Source organism: Heyndrickxia sporothermodurans (genome assembly GCF_003055045.1).
Classification (GTDB): Bacteria; Bacillota; Bacilli; order Bacillales; family Bacillaceae_C; genus Heyndrickxia; species Heyndrickxia sporothermodurans.
The window spans coordinates 113,653-135,906 of record NZ_NAZB01000019.1 but is presented as its reverse complement, the minus strand read 5'-3'; the positions used below and the strand labels follow the sequence as shown (position 1 = coordinate 135,906).

Sequence of the window (22,254 nt, the reverse complement as noted above, 5' to 3'; positions counted from 1 at the left end):
AAGAACAAATACAAAAAACGTTCACTTTAAACGTGAACGTTTCACAAGTTTGGGTAAAGAACGGGGAATTTCACTTATTGTTCGATAATTAGTTTCTTTTAAGAGTACTCGTTCTTCATAAGGGATTCGTATTGCTAAAATCAGTTGATTCAAAATAAAAAAGCAGACTAAAGTAAAATACGCATTAAACATTAAAGGTATAACCAACAATTCGGTCGTTACAATAAGGTAATTTGGATGCTTGATATATTTATAAGGACCCTTTGATACGATGGTCGCTTCAGGCAAGACAATTATTTTTGTATTCCAAAATGTTCCTAAAGATTGAATGACCCATACCCTTCCGATTTGCGTGAGTAAAAATAAACTAAACCAAATTGGCCATAAACTACTTAATGATTTCGCAAAGAAAGTTACTTCAACCAAAAGTGAAACAAAAAAACAAATATGCATCATAACCATAAAAAGATAATGTTTTCGACCATATTCCTTAGCGCCCTGATCTTTCAAAAATCTTTCGTTTTTCTTAGCTATAAATAATTCAACACATCTTTGAATAATGATGATTACTAATAATAAATAAAAAAACATTATTCCCACCTCATCAACAGCTGTTCTGAGCTAAATCCGGGTCCCAACGCAATGGCTAGCCCCCATTCTTTCCGCTTTATATCATTATCCATAATACGTTTTAAAACGTAAAAAATAGTTGGAGATGACATATTACCGAATTGCTTCAAAACTTCTCTCGTATCCGCTGTTTTTGATGGCGAAAGTTGTAATGCTTTTTCATATGCTTTTACTACCTTCTTACCTCCCGGGTGTGCAATAAACTGTGAAATATCCGTTAATTTCAGTTGGTGCTTTTTTAAAAATGATTCCACATTTGGCTGTAACCAGTTTTCAACAATTGTTGGGATATCCTTAGAAAAAATAACATGCATCCCATCATCTTTAAAATCCCAACCCATAACACCTAATGAATCGTGCATAAGCCGTGATTCCGTTCCATATATAGTAGGAATTGGTTTACTAATATTTTCCAATTCTTTACACTTATCGCCTACAACGAGTGTACATGCGGCTCCATCGGCAAATAGTGATGTTCCAATTAGATTACTTTTCGAAAAATCATTTTTTTGAAATGTTAAACTACAAATTTCAATTGATAAAACAATAACCTTTGCTTGAGGAAATGCAAGACAATATTCATATGCACGAGACAACCCTGCGGCTCCCCCCGCACAGCCTAATCCCCAGATGGGAATACGTTTTACATCTTCCCTAAATGGCATTCTATTCATAATTCTAGCTTCAATACTTGGTGTGGCAAGACCGGATGTACAAACCGTAAAAATCGCATCAATCGTTCCGTATTCTTCAGCAGGCAAACAATTTTCTATAGCTTTTATTCCTAAGTTAATTGCTTCTTCAATAAACGCTTTGTTTTTTTCTGCAAATGTATGATCCTCTTTAAACCAGTCCATATCCTTCACAAAATAGCGCGTTCGTATGTCTCCATTTTCAAATACTTTAATTAATCTATTGATATCTTTGACGTTTTTAGAAAACAATTGGTGAACAAAGTTCATTGTGTCAATTTGTGAAATTTCATATGGTGGAATTCCTAATCCAACCGAACATATTTTTGGCATCACTTATCGAACTCCCTTACTATATGTAAGGATATGTTTTCCATTTCATGCTAATTTTATGTATAAGTCTCCGTTAAACATGGATGTTGATTTCCGATCCAGGTGCTCGCTTTCCGCGGGCGGTTCGTGAGCCTCCTCGGCGCTAGACGCGCCTGTGGGGTCTCACGTAAACCGTTTTTTCCGCAGGAGTCTCGCACCTTCCGCTCCAATCAACCTAATGGCAAACAGCAATCAACTTTAACATATTTATGTATAAAAAAAGCCCCCTTAAGGAGCAATGGTTTCTGTTTTGAAGGAGTTGTTGTGCAAATTAATTATACACTTCTTTTGAAATCGAAAATATACTCAATATTTTCCACTAAAATTAGATCAGATAGGTGAACTAAATCTTTTACTCATGCTTGAAAAATAAGAGCAGTTTATTTAACTGCTCTCTTCTCACTTCGAAAGCCTTTTTACCTATTTCTCAACAAAAAAAGGTCAGAACCTTTTTTGGTTAGACCTCGAATTTGATTGATATTGTACTCGAATATTGATTTTTTGTGTAATATCTTTTCCACATTTACTGCATCTTTCATTTTTTTCGCTGATGATCCGACAATAGTCACAGTAATACCTTTCCATAATCAGTAGCACTCTCACTTTGTAACATTCTATAGCTATATTGTATTAAAAATTATAAAAAGGGTGACTAGACTTATGATCTTTAAAATACGAGAGATGAAAATGGTTTCTCGGTATAAGTTTATGAGACCTTTTGACCAACAACTTTGATTTGTTTTCTTCTTTGCTTAGATGGAACAATATTAAATAAAATATTTAATATGATAGCAGTTAAGCTGCCTGTTACAATTCCGTTACTAGTTAGAATTTGGATATTTTCAGGAAGATTTGCAAAAAGACCGGGTACAACGGTTACTCCCATTCCCATACCAACTGAACAGGCGATGATAAGTAAATTCTCGTGTGAAGTTAAATCTACTCTACTTAACATTTTTATTCCTGAAGCGATGACCGATCCGAACATTGCGACCATTGCTCCACCTAATACTGATGACGGAATAATTGTCGTTAACGCTCCTAGCTTTGGAATTAACCCTAAAATCATTAAAAATATTCCAACAAGATAAATAACATTTTTGGATTTAATTCCGGATAATTGGACAAGCCCAACATTCTGTGAAAATGTCGTATACGGAAATGAATTAAAGATTCCGCCAATCACGCTTGCCAATCCTTCAGAACGATATCCTCTCGCTAAATCATCCTCTGAAATTTTTTGATTCGTAATATCACTTAATGCATAATATACACCAGTTGATTCAACTAAACTTACCATCGCGACAAGAAACATTGTCAAAATGGCTGACCATTCAAACGTTGGAACTCCAAAATACAGCGGTGTAATCATATGGAACATAGAAGCATCACTTACCGGTGAAAAATCAACTTTCCCCATAAATGCTGCAGCTATTGTTCCTATAACTAGTCCTAATAAAATCGAAATCGATCGAATGAATCCTTTAAAAAATCGTTGCAGAAGGATAATAATTACTAATGTACCGAAAGCTAAACCGACATTACTTAGCGAACCAAATTGTGGGTTCCCCTCCCCACCGGCCATATTATTCATTGCAACAGGGATAAGTGTAATACCAATCGTTGTCACAACGGAACCTGTAACAATTGGTGGAAAAAAGCGAACTAACTTTCCAAAAAATTTACTAATAATAATGATTAGTAGTCCGGATGCAATTACAGCTCCATATATTGCTGTTATCCCATCTTGTAAACCTATTGCTACCATTGGACCTACCGCGGTAAAGGTACATCCTAACACCACCGGCAATCCAATTCCGAAAAAGCGATTTTTCCATACTTGGAGAATCGTTGCAATTCCACACATAAAAATATCGATTGAAACTAAAAAGGTTAATTCTTTACTCGTCATTCCTAACTTTCCACCAACTATTAGAGGAATAATGACTGCGCCGGCATACATCGCAAGCACATGCTGAATGCCTATAGTTGCCATTTTAAATTTGTTTTGCATTAGGCCATGACCTCCACCTCTTTAAATTTCACTTCCCCATCTTCTAACGCATCGATTTGCGCAAGAGATTCTACTCTTATGCCTTTATTGCGAAGGAGCTTACCACCATCTTGGAAAGATTTCTCGATAACGATTCCTATCCCAACTGTTTTGGCTTTTGCTTGCTCAACGATATTTAATAAACCTAATGCCGCTTGTCCATTTGCAAGAAAGTCATCAATAATCAAAATACGATCATTTTCATTAATAAATTTTTTTGAGACAGATATTTCGTTCGTCTCATTTTTGGTAAACGAGTGTACCTTTGCAGAATACAAATCATTAACAAGGGTAAGTGACTTACGTTTCCTTGCGAATACTACGTTAATACCTAAAGCCAAAGCGGCCATTAATGAAGGGGATATTCCTGACGATTCAATCGTCAAAATTTTTGTTACCTTATCCAAACGAAACCTATCGGCAAATTCATCTCCAATCGCTTTCATTAAAGCAGGGTCAATCTGATGATTTAAAAATGAATCAACTTTTAATACTGAATTCGAAAGGACTAGCCCATCATTTTTAATTTTTTGCTTTAATAATTCCATTCTTCTTCCCTCCAAGTAGATTATGACCAAAGGGACAAATAAAAAAGTCCAATGGTCATTGCACTCATCTTTATATGAGTGTGGCAATGTCCATTGAACTAGATGTCAATAGAAATACGAAAAAATCAATATAGTAAATTATTGATTTACCCATTGCTCACACATAGTCAAGCTATTTAAGGTAGCTTGGTAGAAACTTGCAGGCCATATTCCCGCGATTATATGAGTGAATACTTTTTTAACTGTGTTTTGATTATATCACCCTTATTCCCCCTTGAAAAGCTATTTCAAAAAAATATTTGTTCAGATTTTCACATATTCATCACAAAATGTACGCTAAAGTGTGATAAAAGTCACAGATGGATGTTTTCTTTATCACTATGATAAAAGTAACAGATCTAAAGATATTCAAAATGAATGGAGTGATAAAGCATGGCTATTCCACAGTCTAAAAAAAAGGTAAAAGAAGAACCAACATCTTTAAAAGGGACTTTGATTGCTGTTTTTATCGTAGGAGCCTTTCTAGTTATTTCATGGCTTGCAGTTTTTGGTCTTTATTTAAATCGTTTATAAATGATTGGAGTTGAATCGATTATGCATTTACATCGCTATGAGAAATGGTGGCTTACGTTTGGAATTTCAGCACTTATTATTTTCTTATCTATTGTCGGGATCCAAGCCTTTCATCAAGGACACAAGCCACCGAGTGCAAAAGCATTCGTTGATCCCGAAAGAGTTAGTGAAACCGAACCATTTACGAAACCAGGGTTACACAAGGTACAGGGCAAAGATTGGGATTACGAATTAGTAATAGTTGCAGCTGCCTTCTCGTTCACCCCAGGAGAAGTAGAAATCCCGAAAGGTGCTAAAGTAAAAATTATCGCGACAACAAAGGATGTTGTCCATGGATTTGAGATTGCGGGAACAAATGTCAATATGATGTTAGAACCTGGTTATATAAGTGAATATGTTACAACCTTTAATAAAACAGGTGAATTTCTAATCATATGTAATGAGTATTGTGGTACAGGACATCATATGATGTCAGCTAGAATTAAGGTGGTGGATAAATGATGAACGCACAAATTAGTAAAGTGGATAAACGTGATGCAAGATTATCTATGGCTTATATTACTGTAGCATTTATCGCACTCGCTGTTGGCGGGTTAATGGGACTTTTACAAACGCTCGTGCGATCCGGTAAGTTGGAATTGCCCGGTGGAATTAATTATTATGAAATATTAACGGCCCACGGTGTTTTACTCGGATTAGGCCTTACAACCTATTTTATTTTGGGCTTTCAATTTGCAGCTGTAAGTCGTACTGCTGGAACTTTATCTAGTAAAGCTAGATTATCTGGTTGGATTGGTTTTATTGTAATGGTCATCGGTACCATTTTTGCAACATGGATGATTTTAACAAATAAAGCGACAGTGCTTTACACCTTTTATGCACCGTTACAAGCACATTTTCTTTTCTACTTAGGATTAACACTTTTAATTGTAGGTAGTTGGATTGCATGTGGTGCGATGATTGCTACCTATATGAGATGGAGAAAGCAAAATCCCGGAAAACCAAGTCCGTTATTATGCTTTATGGTCGTAGTGAATTCATTACTATGGATTGTTTGTACACTGGGTGTGGCAGGTGAAGTATTATTTCAACTTCTACCGTGGTCATTAGGATTAGTGGATACAGTGAATGTACTTGTTAGCCGTACACTGTTCTGGTACTTTGGTCACCCACTTGTTTATTTCTGGCTACTACCGGCATATATGGCATGGTATGTCATTATTCCAAAAATTATTGGCGGAAAAATATTCTCAGATTCACTTGCACGATTAGTATTCATCCTTTTCTTATTATTCTCAATACCTGTCGGATTCCATCATCAGTTAACTGAACCTGGTATCGATGCTAGTTGGAAGTTCGTTCAAGTTGTTCTAACATTTATGGTTATTATACCTTCCCTAATGACTGCCTTTTCGATGTTTGCAACATTTGAAATGTTTGGGAGATCCAAAGGAGCAAAAGGATTATTCGGTTGGTTGAAAAAACTTCCGTGGAAGGATGCTAGATTTGTAGTTCCGTTTATCGGTATGGTTGCTTTCATCCCTGCTGGTGCAGGTGGGATTATCAATGCTTCTAACCAAATGGACCAAGTTGTCCATAATACGATTTGGGTAACAGGTCATTTCCATTTAACCGTCGCAACAACAGTTGTATTAACTTTCTTTGGTATAAGTTATTGGTTAATTCCACATTTAACTGGAAGAGTATTCACAAAAGCAATGAATCGTTTAGCAATTATTCAAGCGATTTGTTGGACAATCGGAATGGCATTTATGTCAGGATCCATGCATCTCGAAGGTCTTCTAGGAGCACCAAGACGTACAGCATTTACTACTTATGGAAATGCCCAACAAGCACTTGATTGGATTCCATACCAAGTTGCTCAAGCTATTGGTGGTTCCATTCTCTTCTTAGGAATTGTACTAATTATCGTAATTGTTATTAATTTAGCATTCTTTGCACCTAAAGGAGAACAAGACTTTCCAATCGGCGAAATTGCTGAAAATGCCGAAAAGACACCAATGGTTCTTGAAAACTGGAAAATATGGTTGACTGTCTTGGCAGCTTTAATCCTAATCGCATACACCGTTCCGTTTATGGATATGATTCAAAACGCCCCTCCTGGGTCAAAAGGATTTAAATTATGGTGATGAAGTAAACCCGCTTATCCATTAGCGGGTTTTTTCATTGAAAAGGCTTAATTCACTTTTATGTGATTTAATAGATTTTCTTTTTATACTTAAAATAAGTACGGAAGATAAAATACATAGGATTCCTACAAATTGAACAAAAGTAATTTCTTCGTTAAAAAGTGTAATACCAATAATTATCGCTGCAACAGGTTCAATTGTAGCTAATATAGCAGCCGTACTGCTTTCTATCCGATTCAAACCAATCGTATATAATATATATGCTAATACAGTCGGTACAAGGGCTAATCCAATCATATATAAGTGTAATTCATTTGGTATCTGATTGAATTTTTCCCAAAAGCGATAAAATGGAACTAAACAAAGTGATGCTACAAAAAAGGTATAAAACGTTATCGTTATAGAATCATAATATCGAGTAGCAAGTTTTCCAAAGATACTATACAATGCGTACCCTAATCCTGCTCCTAATCCGATAACAAAGCCTAATTGATCCCACGAAGCACCTACCCCACCATTTATCGCAATGAGAGCACATCCAATAATCGTTATTAAAACCGCGAGCAATTTCTTTTTCGTTAATCTTTCTTTTAGAAAAAGATAGGAAAATATAGCGACAAATGCAGGTGAAGTATACAATAACATCACAGCAAACGATACCGATAATTTATTCATAGCGGTAAAGTAACACCAATTAAAAAAGACGATACTACATAGTCCAGTACCTATAAAATAGGGTAAATGTGTGAGCCTAATACGAATAACTGAGTTTTTCCGCTGTAAGATAATAATTGGTATCAGTATTATAAATGCATATACGACACGAATTGTAACTATTTCCATTTCCGTAAATCCGTAATTCGATAGCTTTTTAACAAAAACAGATATAAATCCCCACGACAACGCTGCCAAAATAATAAAAAGCTGCGGCAATTCCTAATTATTCCTCCTTCGATATATGAAAATGAAGGCAACCGGAATATATCCAGTTGCCATAAGTAATGAATTACAAATTATAAACCTTTGTGTATTTATCGGTTAAATAATCGATTAAATATTTAGCGTTCAATCCTTCACCTGTCACATCGTGTAGAATTTCTAATGGCTTTTTCAATTTTCCATATTGATGAATATTTTCTGTTAACCATTCTTTGATTGGCTTTAAGTTTCCTGTAGCCAATAACTCATCAAAGTTAGGAAGTTCTTTTAACATAGCATTTTTAAATTGCGCTGCATACATATAACCAAGTGCATAGGATGGAAAATAGCCAAAACTTCCTCCAGACCAATGGACATCTTGAAGAACTCCTTCAGCGTTGTTACCAGGTCGAATTCCTAAATACTTTTCATATTTGTCGTTCCAGACTTGCGGTAAATCTTTTACTTCAATTTCATCGTTAAATAGTCCTTTTTCAATCTCATAACGAATGATAATGTGAAGCGGATATGTTAACATGTCTGCCTCAATACGAATAAAAGAAGGTTTTGATTCATTTATTGCCCTATAAAAGTCATTTAAATTTATTTCATCGAACTGGCCATCTGCGTACTCTTTCAATACATTGTAATTATGTTTCCAAAACGAAAAATCGCGACCAACAATATTTTCGTAAAATAAAGATTGTGATTCATGAATTCCCATTGATGTGCCATCACATAGTGGAGTTCCGATTAATTTTTTTGAAATATTTTGTTCATATAATGCATGGCCGCCCTCATGGATGGTACCAAATACAGCTGTGCGCCAGTCACCTTCATCATATCTTGTCGTAACGCGAACATCTCCTGGGTTTAATCCTGTAGCAAACGGATGTACCGTTTCATCTAAACGTCCAGAATTAAAATCGTAGCCCATTTGTTCTAATATTTTCAAACTAAAATCCTTTTGTTTATCCTTAGGGAAATGTTTAAAAATAAATGAAGTATCCGGTTTGTTTGAGGAATCAGATATTTTTTTGACTAATGGGATAATTGCATCTCTCACTTCAGCAAATACTTGGTCTAAAATTTCTACCGTAATTCCCGGTTCGTACATATCAAGTAATGTATTATATTTATTTCCTTCATACCCCCAATATCCAATAAACTTTTTTTGAAATTCAACAATTTTTTCTAAATAGGGTTGGAACATTTCAAAATCAGCTTTTTCTCTCGCCTCTTCCCATACACTCTCAGCTTTAGACTGTAAGATAACATATTCTTTAAACTCCTTAACTGGAATTTTCTTGTTACGATCATAGTCTTTTTGACATTCATTTAATGTCTTTTTCGTAATCTCCGATAAATCTTCAATACCGGAGAGACTAGCTATGTATGCTGCCATATCCTCAGAGGTTGACATTTGAAATACTTCCGATGAAAGCATACCAACGACCTCTGATCGTTGATCGACACCGTTTTTCGGCGCTCCTGTGCGGAGATCCCAATAAATTAATCCAAGTGCTTCATTATACGCTTGCATTTTTTTCACATATTCTAAAAACTCTTTTTCTATTTCTTTTGTATGTTCTGATATCATTAAATTGAACCTCCCTAGAAAAATCAAGATCATGTATATTTTATCATATTCTTCTGAAAAGGGAGAACAATAAAAATCGGTGTGAAACTTGGTCGTTTCACCCCGATTTTTCTCTAAATTATTTATAAAAAGCTGGTTTAACAGGTAATAAAGGTAAAATAGAATCTAAAATCTCATCATTTTCAGATGGTGACATCCAAATGTGAATGGTTCCTTTGTCTGTTGAAGTCCTAATTAATCGACCTATTCCTTGTTTTAAGCGTAATAACATATACGGCACATCGACTTCATTGAATGGATTGACACTAACTTTCCTCTTAGCATCGAAAACAGGATCTTTTGGAGGAAAAGGTAGTTCCGCGATCATCACATTTGATAATGATGGACCCGGTATATCCAGCCCTTCCCAGAGGTGATAAGCACAAAGAACAGTTTCTTCATTTTCCTGAAATTGAGAAACTAAATGACTTATTTCCTTATCTCCCTCAAATAACATATTTAAACCTATATCTTTTTGTTGCAGAACGTATCGCTTAAATTCAGATATCGAATCTTTAGAACTAAATAGTAAAAGGCTTCTGCCGCCAGCTTCCTTTAGTAAAGAAAGAAATTCATCATATTGGGTCCCATTATTCCGATGAATAAAAACTTCCATATTGCTTTCATAGTCAAATGGTGAATCTACTTTAAAAGATAAATATGAATCAATTCCTAAACTATTGGCTATATATGAATAGTCACCATTATTTGAAAGAGTTGCGGAAGAAAATATATATGGGATATTTTTTGAAAATACTTCTTTTCGTAATACTTCTTCTACTAGTCTTGGCATTATAACAAGTGTATGATCTGATTCAGTCATTTCAAACCAGACAATTCCCTCAGTATCTTCTATAAACAGCTTTAATGAGTAAAGAATTTGTTCTAAATATTCCTCTACAATTCGCAAATCGTATTCATTTAATACAAACATTTCACCTTCATATACAAGCTGTTCGGATAATTTGTCAATTTGCAATCGCAGCGATTGAGCGAATTTAAGTATCTGAGCTGACTTTTTAATTTCAAATCGTTCAGATCCTACGACTGGCGTTGCTTCTTTTATCATATTCTCAAATAACTTATCATTTAAAAACAGAACATTTTCAATCGTATATAGGGTTTCGTCACGAACATCATTTTCCATTAAACGCGTTAATAATGTTTCTAATGTTTCCGTTTGAATACGATAAGTTAATGCTTTTTGACAAGCAAATTCAAGAAGATGTCCTTCGTCAAAAATGACACAACTAGCTTCCGGAAGTAGCGGCAATTGCCCTTCTCTAATTCGTGATTCCTTCGTCCACACATGTTCCATATAGTAATCATGGGAACACACAATTATATCTGCGGCTTTACGATAGTAATCCCGATGAAGCGTTTGCCCACAACGATGTCGGACATCACAAGAAAAACAATCTTGAAGTGAATCCCATGCGACGGTTTTCCACGTTTTTTCGGATAGATTTGAATATTCCTTTCGATCCCCATATTTTTCATATTTAAGCATAGATCCTTGAGCATGAACAAATTCAGGTAAATTATCATAAATAGAATTAATGTCATCGGTATCATTTTTTTGCATTTGGGTATCTAGTTTTTTTAAACAAAGATACTGGTCCCTAGATTTAGCGAGTCTAACATCGGCCTGTAAACCAAGTGCGACCTCCAATTTCTTAATATCTCCCTCTTTTTTCATCAGTTGTTCAATGAGTGTTTCATCAGCACATGCGATAATAGCTGGTTTTCCTGTGTAGCGCGCATAACATAATGCATACAAAAGATAAACAATTGTTTTTCCCGTACCAACACCTGCTTCTGCAAAAACCACCTTTTTATCTTTAAAAGCCTTTTCCATCTGAAAAGCCATATAAATTTGTTCATCTCTTAATTCAAACCCTTTTTCGGGTAAAATTTCATAAAAGACATCGCCAATCCAATCACCTAATTTTTCATAAAACGATTCTTCTTTTGCAATAGTAAAAGGTAGTCCAGTTCTCATTTTGTTCCTCCAGCGATTTATACAAATTTTTTAAAGCGTGCTTCACATAAAAACGCAAGTGTATCAGCATACACTTGCGTTCTTATGAAATGGATTGCAATTTTGTTAATACATAACTTTTTGCTTCATTTAACGATATTTCTGCTTCTTTCAGCATTTCCAGAGCAGTTTCCGAAGGCTGTTCATCTAATCGTATGAGCTCGTATGTATTGGTAATTGCTTTTGCGATTTTATCAAAATCAGTTGAGGTCAAAAGTAAACTTCCTTTCACATTGAAATATTACTATTATATTCCGAAATGCAGGAAGTTATTCCACACGTTTTAAACTCTAGGTGGCCTTTGCCACCAATTATACTCTGGGTGGCCTTTTGCCACCCATTTACACCCTGGGTGGCCTTGGTCCCCAATATTGATACAAATCTGTTCGAATAAATCCATTAAATAGTTTCCGCTTTTTTGTTGCCTTTTTTCCGTATACTTCTTCAAATTGTTCATACGAAGTTAAAATATATACAGACCAAGTGTCAAGCTCAGCGAAAGCTTTTCCCATGTCACGATACATTTTTTCAACCTCTTTGCGTTCACCGAGGCGTTCACCATATGGAGGATTTCCGACAAGGACACCGTATTCGTTTTTCGTCGTTATGTCAGAAACTTGCATTTGCTTAAATGTAATTAAATCACCTAAGCCCGCTTCGATCGCATTTTCCTTTGACACTTCGATCATTCGATGATCAATATCCGTGCCTGTAATTTGTAATGGTTGATCATATTTCGCTAAATCTTCCGCTTCATTTCGTGCATCTTCCCACACCTTTTTACCAATCCATGGCCATGACTCTGATGCAAAATCACGATTAAAACCAGGTGCGATATTTTGGCCAATTAAAGCAGCTTCAATTGGGATCGTCCCTGAACCACAAAACGGATCAAAAAATGGTCGATCAGGGTGCCAATTCGTTAACTGAATTAAAGCAGCAGCTAATGTCTCCTTTAGAGGCGCCTCCCCTTGATTTACGCGATAGCCTCGTTTATGCAATCCAACACCACTTGTGTCAATTGTTAAAGTAGCTATATCCTTGTGTAGCGCTATTTCTATTTTGAATAACGGACCATTTTCCTCAAACCATGAAGTTTTTTTATAATGTTTTCGAAGGCGTTCAACAATCGCTTTTTTTACAATAGCTTGGCAATCCGACACACTAAATAGTTTTGATTTAACAGATTTCCCTTGAACAGGAAATTCTGCATTCTCAGGGAGGAAGTTCTCCCAGTTCAGTGCCTTTGTTTTTTCAAATAATTCGTCAAATGATAGGGCTTTAAATTCACCGACTTTTATTTTAACCCGGTCGGCAGTACGCAGCCAAAGATTACTGCGGGCGATTGCCTTAGCGTCCCCTTGATATTCTATTTTGCCATTATCTACTTTACATTCATATCCTAAATTAGTTACTTCCTTTGCAACAATCGCTTCCAGCCCCATCGCTGCAGTAGCAATCAATGAAAAATTTGACATCCTGTCACCCTTTTACTATGTATTCATTTTTTAAATTTTTCCAAATTCTTATATATTTGTATTTTGTAGAACGGGTAATTGATATAAATAATGCTCTCCTTCCAAAAGGAGAGCATGAATTTATTTGTTTATTACCTTTAATAACGTTCTGTAAGCCATGTTCTGTACCGTTGTACTACAAGCGATCAGGTAAAGATCTCGTACGCTGGTGGTAATCATCTATCTACAAGCATAATTGCTTGTCCCTTTTATCGTTCACTTCCTCAAAAAGGGTGCCCCTACCATAATTTGAGTTTCTCGCTCGCGGGGTTTACCTCGTTCCACCCTTGTAATTTCTCACAAGGCTTCGTCACTGTGGCACTTTAAAGGTAGTCACTCCATATCCAATTAGGACTTAGGAATTTTCCCTGCCGTCAATCCAGAGTTATCCGGACTGCCCTAGCTTATGACTTCGCTAGGCACGATCACTACGTGCATCTCAGCACCGTGCGAGCATGGACTTTCCTCAACAACATTTACTGTTGCAGCGATTACCCGAACGTTATTAACTTACGGCTTGACCGCTTATCTATTATATTGAACTTTTTCCTATTTTGCAATAAGAAATTATATCCATATTTTATTATTCACTTAACTTACTGCCAAAAACATGTTTTTCTAAATTTGAAAGTCTTTTTAGAATATCAAAATTGGTTGTACCTGTCGTTGGCTGCGAAGGTTGTCTGCGAAATGAATCATCCGCCTGTTTCTTCAAACGCATATTTTCCTGTTGTAGATCTTCAATTACCTGATGGAATGTTTCATAATCCTTAATAATAAAATCCAAAAATTTATCAACTTCTTCTTGTTTATAGCCTCGTACCGCTGTTTTAAATTCTTTTTCTAAAATATCTTTAGCAGTTAATTTCACTTTATCAGATAACATTTTACACACCACCTTATATTTTCGCAGGATGCCCATTATTATTATTCTTTCAAAAATAACTATGTTTGTCAATTTAATATGTATCCCACTTTTCATCTTCAATCAACATTTGTAATTGATCAAAATCAATTGATATGATATCAAACTGATTTTGTTCTTTATACTTTTTAGCCTCTTCATATAAATATTTTGGTGACCCTTCATTTTGTACATCATACACTATGAGCATACCTTGACTTTTATGCAAAAAAATTTTATTTCGATTTCGAAATTGCTGGGGACTTGTATAAGGCTGTTTTGATATCGAATCGACAAAATCAGCTTGAGAAAGAATCATATCGTAAAATTCTTTATTGCTTTCATTCCATTTCTCTTCTTGATTTTCAAATGGTGTAAGAATCGCAAGCTTAATCGCAGGGTAGTCGCCTTGTATTTCATAAATAACTTCAGCTGCCCAAAGCTCTACGCCTAACTGTCCGGAAATTAAAACCCATTCAAGACCTTCTTCCGCTAATCTAATAAGTTCCTTTTTTATCGCCTTTTTAATGATTCCAACCGCTGGATGTTTATCGGAAAAAATACCTAATTCAAACGGTTTATAGCCTGTTACAGATATTACCTTAATCACTTATGAATACGCACCTTTTTCATTATTAATATTCTAAAACAAGGATGGCGTTACCATCCTTGTTCTATCGTTCTATTAACATGGAAATCCATATGGCATTGCTCCAGGGTATCCAGGCCCGAAGCCTCCCACACCCGGTCCGACTGGCGGTGGACCAACAGCAGGACCAAGATTTACATTAGTAACCTCATTTACAAATGATTCAGTATGAGGATAATAATTTTTATGACCGATTACTTGATGATTCACATTCGTTGTATGAGAAGGAAAAATATGTGGTTGAATAAAATTCTGTTGAGTGTGATTTATACAGCATTTAGTTGGATGAACCACCGGTGGTAAAATCTTTCCACAAAACATAGTCATAACTCCCTTCATTAATTTGTCTGATACACTAACAAACTATGTTAAAAGGCTATAACATGTACTAATGAAAATACCTATTTTTTGAAGATATAATATAAAATCGACTTTAAAAGAATGAATAAAAACTTTCTTTTAAACTAGTAAAAAGTAACGCTGTAAGTCCGACAACGACAAAAAACAAAATAAACAAAGCCCGATACATTTTTTCAACCCCAACTCAATTATTTTACTGTTTATAGCTACTTTATTATCACTTTATTTGATCTTTGCAATTTTATATTTTACCTGTTTCAAACATTCGACACAATCACAAAAATTTAACAGATTTTAAAACTTTTGATGACATTTTGTTAAATTTTATCGGATGATGTAAAACTTTTTGAAACCCTCCGTCGAATCCTGCGCTTACCCAGGAAATAGGGGAATTATTTCTTCTTAAGTCTTGCTAATCTTTTTAGCGCATTTTGGAGAAATTTATCTTTTTCGGGTTGAATATGTTGTTGGTTTTGTTCGTGAAAAGATAATGCCTTTTCAGTATATTCCTTCGCAAGATTAAAGTTTTTAAATTGATGCTCCTGTAATTTTGCGATTTCTATACATGCCTGTTTTTTAATTTCACTATTGCCGTATTGTACGACATCCATCCAATACGAATTTGCTTTGTTAAATTGCTTTTGTCTTTTTAAAAAATACGCCAATTCAAATTTTGCATTAATATCATTATTTATGGCAGCCTGTTCAAAAGTTTGAATTGCTGCATCTTTTTCACCAATATAGTTAAACCACTTTCCTAATTGATACTTTTCACGAGTCGTTTGATTAGGATCCTTTTGAAGGATTTGGAACGATAAATGCGTATATAGCGTGATCAATGAAAGAATATCATATTCATTATGCCTTAATATTTCAAATATCCCTTCAGGATTTTTTCGTTCAACAAAGTCAAAATAAATCATTGGTGCCAAATATCCTGGGACATCATTAATCCGCTCAAATTTTAAAATATCCCGTTCAATATTTGACAGTTTTACTGAAGGCAACTGATCTTTCCAAAAGCGTCTAGATGCATGATATAAATCAAAGTGTCCAAATGATGGAAGTTTCGGAATATGTTCACGTAAAAGCGTATGCCTTGTTTTTACTTGCGGCCAATCAAATGCCTTACCGTTATAGGTAACAAGTGTAGAATAATTGATATTCTCTAAAAAACTTTGATAGAGAGGAATTTCAAGTCCCGGTTCAGGCAGAATATGTTGCTTTAAAATAATCTCATTATTATTTACACTCGCATATCCTAATAAAAATATAGTATTTCCAGTGCCCCCTCCTAAACCTGTTGTTTCAGTATCAAAAAAAAATAACTCTTGCGGTTCAAATCCATAGGCCGAAAGTGGATGATGAACTTCGGATTCATTCCACATTTCCATTGCCGTCAAAAAATCACGAAACCGATATTTTCCATGTAAATGCTCTAAAGGGTAGTGAACTTCTCTAATAAAACAGTACTCATTTTCAAAATAGTAAATAGAAGTATTCATTTCTTCCCACATCGTTCTAAATGGAATTTCCTCATTGTTTCGATTTTCCTTGATCACTTGGTCACTTTCCACATTTTGGTTATTTTCTAATCCAAAATGAGTTCTAAAACGTTGTAGTTTATTTTTCATAGACATTTACTTTCATCCTTTGTAAGGCAGCCTGTATCCTCTAGTAAAAATTCTATTAAATTTAAAACGGTCCTCTTTGTATTTGAAGAGACACCTTCTAATCCAATACATGATGGACAACCATTTTCACAAGGACAATTTCTCACCATATCCATCGTCTTATACATAATAGTGGATATATTTTCATACACTTTCTCGCTTAATCCTATTCCACCAGGATATCGGTCATATAAATAGATGGTTGGCTTTTCACTTTGTATCGCTTTTATTTGTGGTACTACATGTATGTCGTGAGGATCACACATGACAAATAAAGGTACAATTGAATTTAACGCAGTAGAAAGTCCAATTAATCCTTCCTCTAATTGCTTTTCAGGTAATGGACTTTCAAATGAAAGCCAAGCAGCATTTGTATGCAATTCCTGTTCAGGAAGATGGATAGGTCCGGAGCCGATATTTTCATGAGTATTAAATTTTATTTTTTTAAAGATAGTAGCCATTGCTTGTACGGTTACATCCCCATAATAAACATGTGCATTTGTTACCGTTTTTTGCTTATCCTCTTCTAAAACTTTCAATTGTACGGCCAAATTAGCATCTGTATAATAATCCGCTTCTACCTCTCGAATAAATGCTTTCTTCTCTGCCCAGTCTAATTTCTCCACTTGGTATTGATTCCCTTGATGCAAATATATCGCCTCGTCGTGTAAGAGAGTCATGGCACTGAATTGATCCATCTCACCGATTACTTTTACATTTGCTATATCGGAAATATCGATGATTACGACATTTTCTTGCGATGCCGAGCGCAAACTAATATTATGTGCGGGAAATGAATCTTGCATCCAATACCATTTCTCGCTTCGATAATGCAACACTCTTTCATCTACTAAAAACTCTAATATATCCTCTACTTCCAATTCACCAAATAATTCTCCTTTTTTAAAAGGCAATTCGTATGCTGCACATTTAATATGATCCACTAGAATGACTAAGTTATCCGGGTTAATCCTCGCTACTTCGGGAGATTGATTGAAAAAATATTCCGGATGTTCAATGATATACTGATCTAATGGAGCAGAACTTGCTACCATAATGACCAGTGACTCCCCCTGGCGGCGCCCTGCTCTACCAGCCTGCTGCCAAGCGCTAGCAATCGTTCCGGGATATCCTGTCATAATACATACTTGTAATTGACCAATATCGACACCCAGCTCTAACGCATTTGTGCTCACTACACCAATTATGTCACCGTTTCTTAGCCCTTTTTCAATCATTCTTCTTTGGGTAGGTAAATATCCGCCGCGGTATCCTTGGATTGATTTCTCACCTAATTGATGCTTAATTACTTCTTGTAAGTAAGTTAAAATAATTTCGACCCTTACCCTACTTCTTGCAAATACAATCGTTTGAATCTTTTGCTCGAGCATTTCTTTCGCTATATCCCGTACTTCCAATGTTGCACTCCTGCGCACATTTAACGGCTTATTGACAATAGGCGGATTATAAAAGACAAAATGCTTTTTTCCACTTGGAGCGCCATTATTGTTAATCAACTCCATTGATTCCCCTGTTAGCTTTTCCGCTAATTCTAGCGGATTCGCAATTGTAGCAGATGTACATATAAATATGGGATTGCTACCGTAATATTCACAAATCCGTTTTAACCTGCGAATAACATTTGCTACATGACTTCCAAACACTCCACGATAAATATGTAATTCATCGATAATAATGTATTTTAAGTTCTCAAAAAAGGCCACCCATTTTGTATGATGTGGCAAAATAGCGGAATGCAGCATATCTGGGTTCGTAATAACAATATGTCCGGCCTTTCTTACTTTTTGCCGAATATTTGCAGGCGTATCCCCATCATATGTGTAACTATTTACTGGTACCCCAGCCTCTTCAATCATTTCATTCAATTCACTTTTTTGATCCTGGGCTAATGCTTTTGTAGGAAACAGATAAAGTGACCTTGAAGTAGGGTTATTTATGATTGTTTGTAGAACAGGCAAATTGTAACATAATGTTTTTCCGGAAGCCGTCGGAGTCACAGCTACAAAACTGTTACCTTCCATTGCGTAATCAAATGCGATTCGCTGATGAGTATAAAGGTCAACAATCCCCCTTTTTTCAAGCGAACTCTTTATTTTTGGATGTATATTTGAAGGAAACGGTACTGTTTTAGCGGGTGTGGCTTCCAGCGTGTGCCAATGAACAATTTGTTTATTAAAAGTTGTGTCTTCTTTTAAAAATTGTATGAGATCTTGAAGATCTTTTTTTCTTTTCATCAATTTCCACCTCAATATCTCTATTTTAGCGAATAAACGTTCGTTTTCATAGTTATTTATATCCTCAATTATCAAATCACTTATTCCTTAGCAAATACATATAATAATTGTAAAAAAGCATGTTTCGAGAGGAGTAGAGTGAATGTCTAATAAATTACCAGAAGAACCAAAGAAAAACTTATTCCAAGAACCATTTCAAGATCTTTTTCGATCAATCAATGAACTTTTTCAGGAACGTCCTGTTAAAGGGGTTCTTCAAAGTATTGATGACTTTTTCACATCACCTTTTCCGTTAAGTGGATTTCCCGTAGAATTTAGTGATTCTGGTGATAATTATATAATAACGGCAAAACTATCTGGCATAAAAAAAGAACAAATAGATATAGATATTTTAGAAAAATATATAACAATTACTGTTGAACATAAAGAAAAAGTTTCAAAAGAGGATGAATCACAAAAATCAATTTATAAAAAGAACACGCTTCAACGATCGTCAAGGACAATTCCTTTACCGGGTCCGATAATTGAAGAGAAAATTAATGCTAGTTACGAAGATGGACTATTAACGATCACCATTCCTAAAGAAAAGGGAAAGCGCTTAAGAATTGAATAAACGGGATAAAAAGGAGTTAGATAATGACTCCTTTTTACTATGTAATGAACAAAAAATAAAAAGGCCTCGGAGCCTATGACTTAAAGAGACCTCCTAGCCCTTTGACCATCGTTGAAACTTGGTTGACAGCGTTCATCATCTGCCCGGCTGTATTGACCATTTTATTAAAATCTAGTGACCCATCCTGTGATTTAAAAGAATTCATTAACGAGTTTACGCCACCTTGCTGAGGTTTTACGGCTGTTCCAGCTTGTGGCGGATATGGATTTAGAAAGTGATTTTGCATATTTTGTGATTTAAGGTTTTGATATTCTTCTGCGGGCTGTAATGGGTTTTGAAAGATATGGGTTTGTTGTACATCATTAGAATACCCATTTCCTTGCTGATGAAAATAAGAACTAGAGCCAAATGGCCCCTGCTGTGGTAATTGAGATGGTTGAGGGTTTCCAAATGGATGATAATAGTAATTATTTGCTTGTTGATACCCTTGAACATATGGTTGAAAAGGTGCTGAATATTGGTGATTTTGAGGTTGATAATTACGCAACAACATTGGATTTATACTATTTGAACGGTTTCCCTTCATTTTGCATTTCCTCCCGTTTACACAGTCATCACATTATTACAATATGAAGGGGAATTCAAATGGTGATATATCTATTTAATTATCTCTTTAAGGGTTATTATGATATTTTGTCAATTCTTCAAGTAATCTTCTTAATACATAATCAACAGATCGTATATGTTCTTTAAACTTTTTTAAACTCGCATCCGGAAAGAATGCTTTAACCGATACCATTTGTAAATTTTCACTCGTATTTTTTAATTGTATGGAATGAAGATGTTTTGGCTGTACGGTCTCTACCCATTCGGTTGCAAGTGGTAACCATTCGTCACACATATGTTTAACTCGATCAGCAAAGGGTTTTACTTCTAAATAAAAATCTCCTTGTACCCCAGTTTCCCTAACTGAATTGTATGACTGAAAAGCAGCCTCATTTAATGCGATTAATTGTTTTGTTAATTCAATTAGCTGATCTTCAACCATTAAAATGTACCTCCTAAATAAAAAGCAGCTTTAAAAGCTACTGAATTTCTAAAAAGAATATATATTATTATAAAGTTTGTTTCCAATCCGGTCAAAGAACACGTATTAACCTAGGTTTTGTAGTTTATACGTAAATTTATTAATTGTTTTAGGTGTAGAATTCATTTTAATGCTTACTTTTTTCTCAAGCATTTTAATTTTTTTCTCCAATTGCAAATGGGATCGATGTATTTTTGATGCAATTTCTTTTCTTTCATTATTACAACGTATAACGAGGCTATCCTCCAGGTTTTCAACTAATTGCTCTAACTCACCTAACTTTAATAAAACATCATCTTTTAATAACATAAAACTTCCCCCTCCTTTTGCTTCTTAAAATACATATTCTTGTTCTATTTTGATTCACCTTCAAGCATGACAAAACTAGAACGGATTCGGCAAAGAAAGTGGTAAATATACATTACTTGAATCCTTTTTCGACAGTATTTTTTAAATGTATGAGAAGTTAAGCGAAGTACAAAATAAATTTAGGAGGTGTTTTCAAATATGAATAACGAGCTAAAAAAACAAAAGGAAAAAGAAGAAAAAGCTAAGACAAAGGCAGGAAATAGTAACCCAAAATTATCAGGTCCAAATCGACCGTCTACTTAAGAAAAGCAAGGATTTTTAGTCCTTGCTTTTTTTTTATTGACAATTGTATATAAGGCATAACTTAATTGGTTAGTAATAATTGAAACTTATCACAATGTTTCTTCGTCAATATTTGAAGAGAATATTTTCACAAAAAATATCCTTTGGATAAAATGACCATTTGCTATTATTTTAAAGAAATCGAGATTATGTCGTTGAAAAAGTTTGATTTACTTCAATAAACAAGCTAACTTCATCGATGATGAGTGTTCTTAACGAGAAATCGGACTTTTTATTCACCCAATCAACATATATTTCTGCTATGATATAATTTAGCTTGTGAGGTGAGGATGGGTGGAATTAAGATACCCAAATGGGAAAAAGTACATTCTCGACAAAAAGGACAAAAATACACGGAAAACATCGAATAGTATTTCGTACAGTAATAGAGGTATGACGTTAGAAGAAGACTTAAATATAACCAATCAATATTATTTGCAAAATGATCTGGCTGTCATTCATAAGAAACCTACGCCTGTTCAAATTGTCCATGTTGATTATAAGTCCAGAAGTACAGCTGTCATTAAAGAGGCTTATTTTAAGCAACCATCAACAACTGATTATAATGGTGTTTATAAAGGAAAGTATATTGATTTTGAAGCAAAAGAAACAAACAATACAACATCTTTTCCATTGCAGAATTTCCATGAACATCAAATTGATCATATGAAAAAAGTTGTCCAACAAAATGGTATTTCTTTCGTCATCCTTCGATTTGCTAAAACGGAAGAGATTTTTTTATTAGAGAGTCAATATTTATTTAACTTTTGGAACCGGATGACCTCTGGCGGAAGAAAATCGATAAAAAAAGAGGAAATTAAACAATTTGGATACCTTTTACCTATAGGTCTTCATCCTCGAATTGATTATTTACAAATTATCGAAAAAATTATTAAAAATGGTTAGAGCATATCAACCATTGTTTTACA

General features: G+C 34.8%; 22 protein-coding genes, 1 other RNA gene and 1 riboswitch. Of the genes, 5 read left to right on the top strand and 18 right to left on the bottom strand.

The features are described from left to right. Positions 1-21: 21 nt before the first annotated feature. The 4 genes from B5V89_RS08320 to B5V89_RS08305 form a co-directional block, all read right to left on the bottom strand. A complete protein-coding gene (locus tag B5V89_RS08320) occupies positions 22-591 on the bottom strand; it encodes an isoprenylcysteine carboxyl methyltransferase family protein (RefSeq protein WP_108071426.1) in 570 nt (189 codons plus the stop codon). Continuing rightward, positions 591-1,655 carry a type III polyketide synthase gene (locus tag B5V89_RS08315; protein WP_108071704.1) on the bottom strand — a complete coding sequence of 355 codons (1,065 nt, stop codon included), beginning with the start codon at positions 1,653-1,655 and terminating at the stop codon, positions 591-593. The genes B5V89_RS08320 and B5V89_RS08315 overlap by 1 nt, the downstream gene beginning before the upstream one ends. A gap of 745 nt (positions 1,656-2,400) precedes the next feature. Further along, complete coding sequence (locus B5V89_RS08310; RefSeq protein ID WP_066228503.1) at positions 2,401-3,708, bottom strand: nucleobase:cation symporter-2 family protein; 1,308 nt, start codon at positions 3,706-3,708, stop codon at positions 2,401-2,403. Next, entirely contained in the window at positions 3,708-4,295 is a 588-nt protein-coding gene (locus B5V89_RS08305; RefSeq protein WP_066228506.1) for a xanthine phosphoribosyltransferase, read from the bottom strand. Before B5V89_RS08305 ends, B5V89_RS08310 begins: the two co-directional genes overlap by 1 nt. A 144-nt stretch (positions 4,296-4,439) precedes the next feature. After that, a riboswitch (purine riboswitch) is annotated at positions 4,440-4,541 on the bottom strand. Positions 4,542-4,727: 186 nt separating this feature from the next. On the opposite strand from B5V89_RS08305, the gene B5V89_RS08300 reads away from it, so the two are divergent. From B5V89_RS08300 to B5V89_RS08290, 3 genes are read left to right on the top strand one after another with little or no spacing between them, the layout of a single operon-like run. After that, on the top strand, positions 4,728-4,868 hold the full coding sequence (locus B5V89_RS08300) for a subunit I/II of b(o/a)3-type cytochrome C oxidase (RefSeq protein WP_066228507.1): 141 nt from the start codon (positions 4,728-4,730) through the stop codon (positions 4,866-4,868). A 21-nt stretch (positions 4,869-4,889) separates the two neighbouring features. Then, a complete protein-coding gene (locus tag B5V89_RS08295) occupies positions 4,890-5,369 on the top strand; it encodes a cytochrome c oxidase subunit II (protein ID WP_108071424.1) in 480 nt (159 codons plus the stop codon). Beyond that, on the top strand, positions 5,366-7,018 hold the full coding sequence (locus tag B5V89_RS08290; protein WP_066228513.1) for a b(o/a)3-type cytochrome-c oxidase subunit 1: 1,653 nt from the start codon (positions 5,366-5,368) through the stop codon (positions 7,016-7,018). The genes B5V89_RS08295 and B5V89_RS08290 overlap by 4 nt, the downstream gene beginning before the upstream one ends. A 21-nt stretch (positions 7,019-7,039) precedes the next feature. Here the strand turns inward: B5V89_RS08290 and B5V89_RS08285 are convergent, their stop codons facing one another. The 11 genes from B5V89_RS08285 to B5V89_RS08240 all read right to left on the bottom strand — a co-directional run bounded on the left by B5V89_RS08285 (position 7,040) and on the right by B5V89_RS08240 (position 18,974). Continuing rightward, positions 7,040-7,951 (bottom strand): DMT family transporter, encoded by a 912-nt coding sequence (locus tag B5V89_RS08285; protein WP_108071422.1) that lies wholly within the window; start codon positions 7,949-7,951, stop codon positions 7,040-7,042. A 73-nt stretch (positions 7,952-8,024) separates the two neighbouring features. Beyond that, a complete protein-coding gene (locus tag B5V89_RS08280; RefSeq protein WP_425319823.1) occupies positions 8,025-9,536 on the bottom strand; it encodes a carboxypeptidase M32 in 1,512 nt (503 codons plus the stop codon). A 118-nt stretch (positions 9,537-9,654) separates the two neighbouring features. Further along, positions 9,655-11,577 (bottom strand): ATP-dependent DNA helicase, encoded by a 1,923-nt coding sequence (locus B5V89_RS08275; protein WP_108071420.1) that lies wholly within the window; start codon positions 11,575-11,577, stop codon positions 9,655-9,657. An 82-nt stretch (positions 11,578-11,659) separates the two neighbouring features. After that, entirely contained in the window at positions 11,660-11,830 is a 171-nt protein-coding gene (locus tag B5V89_RS20060) for a hypothetical protein (RefSeq protein ID WP_160331418.1), read from the bottom strand. A gap of 127 nt (positions 11,831-11,957) precedes the next feature. Beyond that, on the bottom strand, positions 11,958-13,094 hold the full coding sequence (locus B5V89_RS08270) for a THUMP domain-containing class I SAM-dependent RNA methyltransferase (RefSeq protein ID WP_066228519.1): 1,137 nt from the start codon (positions 13,092-13,094) through the stop codon (positions 11,958-11,960). A gap of 146 nt (positions 13,095-13,240) precedes the next feature. Beyond that, positions 13,241-13,636, bottom strand: an RNA gene (gene rnpB, locus B5V89_RS08265) — RNase P RNA component class B. 80 nt (positions 13,637-13,716) lie between these two features. Further along, a complete protein-coding gene (gpsB, locus tag B5V89_RS08260; RefSeq protein ID WP_066228522.1) occupies positions 13,717-14,019 on the bottom strand; it encodes a cell division regulator GpsB in 303 nt (100 codons plus the stop codon). A gap of 73 nt (positions 14,020-14,092) precedes the next feature. Then, positions 14,093-14,644 carry an SLOG family protein gene (locus B5V89_RS08255; RefSeq protein ID WP_108071701.1) on the bottom strand — a complete coding sequence of 184 codons (552 nt, stop codon included), beginning with the start codon at positions 14,642-14,644 and terminating at the stop codon, positions 14,093-14,095. A gap of 78 nt (positions 14,645-14,722) precedes the next feature. Next, the gene (locus B5V89_RS08250; RefSeq protein WP_066228525.1) at positions 14,723-15,007 is read right to left on the bottom strand and encodes a CotD family spore coat protein; all 285 of its coding nucleotides are present in this window, start codon (positions 15,005-15,007) and stop codon (positions 14,723-14,725) included. 431 nt (positions 15,008-15,438) lie between these two features. Further along, complete coding sequence (locus tag B5V89_RS08245) at positions 15,439-16,686, bottom strand: ribonuclease H-like domain-containing protein (RefSeq protein ID WP_108071418.1); 1,248 nt, start codon at positions 16,684-16,686, stop codon at positions 15,439-15,441. Further along, positions 16,677-18,974: a DEAD/DEAH box helicase gene (locus B5V89_RS08240; RefSeq protein ID WP_108071416.1), complete on the bottom strand. Its 2,298-nt coding sequence runs from the start codon at positions 18,972-18,974 to the stop codon at positions 16,677-16,679. Before B5V89_RS08240 ends, B5V89_RS08245 begins: the two co-directional genes overlap by 10 nt. A 142-nt stretch (positions 18,975-19,116) precedes the next feature. Here B5V89_RS08240 and B5V89_RS08235 point away from each other — a divergent pair, with 142 nt between their 5' ends. Continuing rightward, complete coding sequence (locus B5V89_RS08235; protein WP_066228533.1) at positions 19,117-19,587, top strand: Hsp20/alpha crystallin family protein; 471 nt, start codon at positions 19,117-19,119, stop codon at positions 19,585-19,587. 73 nt (positions 19,588-19,660) lie between these two features. Here the strand turns inward: B5V89_RS08235 and B5V89_RS08230 are convergent, their stop codons facing one another. The 3 genes from B5V89_RS08230 to B5V89_RS08220 all read right to left on the bottom strand — a co-directional run bounded on the left by B5V89_RS08230 (position 19,661) and on the right by B5V89_RS08220 (position 20,983). Next, on the bottom strand, positions 19,661-20,173 hold the full coding sequence (locus B5V89_RS08230; protein WP_066228538.1) for a YppG family protein: 513 nt from the start codon (positions 20,171-20,173) through the stop codon (positions 19,661-19,663). A gap of 87 nt (positions 20,174-20,260) precedes the next feature. After that, positions 20,261-20,635 carry a YppE family protein gene (locus B5V89_RS08225; RefSeq protein WP_066228541.1) on the bottom strand — a complete coding sequence of 125 codons (375 nt, stop codon included), beginning with the start codon at positions 20,633-20,635 and terminating at the stop codon, positions 20,261-20,263. Positions 20,636-20,740: 105 nt separating this feature from the next. Then, positions 20,741-20,983, bottom strand: a complete 243-nt coding sequence (locus B5V89_RS08220; RefSeq protein ID WP_066228544.1) for a hypothetical protein — start codon at positions 20,981-20,983, stop codon at positions 20,741-20,743. Between the two features lie 636 nt (positions 20,984-21,619). On the opposite strand from B5V89_RS08220, the gene recU reads away from it, so the two are divergent. Then, complete coding sequence (recU, locus tag B5V89_RS08215) at positions 21,620-22,231, top strand: Holliday junction resolvase RecU (RefSeq protein WP_107920404.1); 612 nt, start codon at positions 21,620-21,622, stop codon at positions 22,229-22,231. Positions 22,232-22,254 lie beyond the last annotated feature (23 nt).